The organism is Vibrio fluminensis (genome assembly GCF_015278125.1).
Taxonomy (GTDB): Bacteria; Pseudomonadota; Gammaproteobacteria; order Enterobacterales; family Vibrionaceae; genus Vibrio; species Vibrio fluminensis.
The window spans coordinates 1-414 of sequence record NZ_JADILO010000090.1 but is presented as its reverse complement, the minus strand read 5'-3'; the positions used below and the strand labels follow the sequence as shown (position 1 = coordinate 414).

The window sequence follows — 414 nt, the reverse complement described above, 5'->3', positions numbered from 1 at the left end:
TTTCGAGGAGGACGCTCACCACTTTGTGGTTCATGACTGGGGTGAAGTCGTAACAAGGTAGCGCTAGGGGAACCTGGCGCTGGATCACCTCCTTATACGATGATTATCGTGATGAGTACCCACACAGATTGATGGTTTTGAAGCGAAAGCTTCGAGCTATTATTGCTCTTTAACAATTTGGAAAGCTGACAAAACAACAATTTATTGTTGTTTGTAAAGTTCTCAAAGTATTCAATTTATTGAATACACAAAAACACATTCAAGTGTTCTTGGGTTTTGTYTTACTGTTTCAGTAAGCAAAACATATTTGAGTCCGGCAAAATCGAAAGCTATCTCGCTCATTCAAATAATGAGATAGCAACTTTGGTTGTTTAACATCAATTCGAAACTCCTTCGGGTTGTATGGTTAAGTGA

At 38.7% G+C, this 414-nt stretch carries 1 rRNA gene; it reads left to right on the top strand.

From position 1 onward, the window contains the following. A 16S ribosomal RNA gene (locus IRQ95_RS22040) occupies positions 1-95 on the top strand; the annotation flags it as partial. Between the last annotated feature and the right edge of the window lie 319 nt (positions 96-414).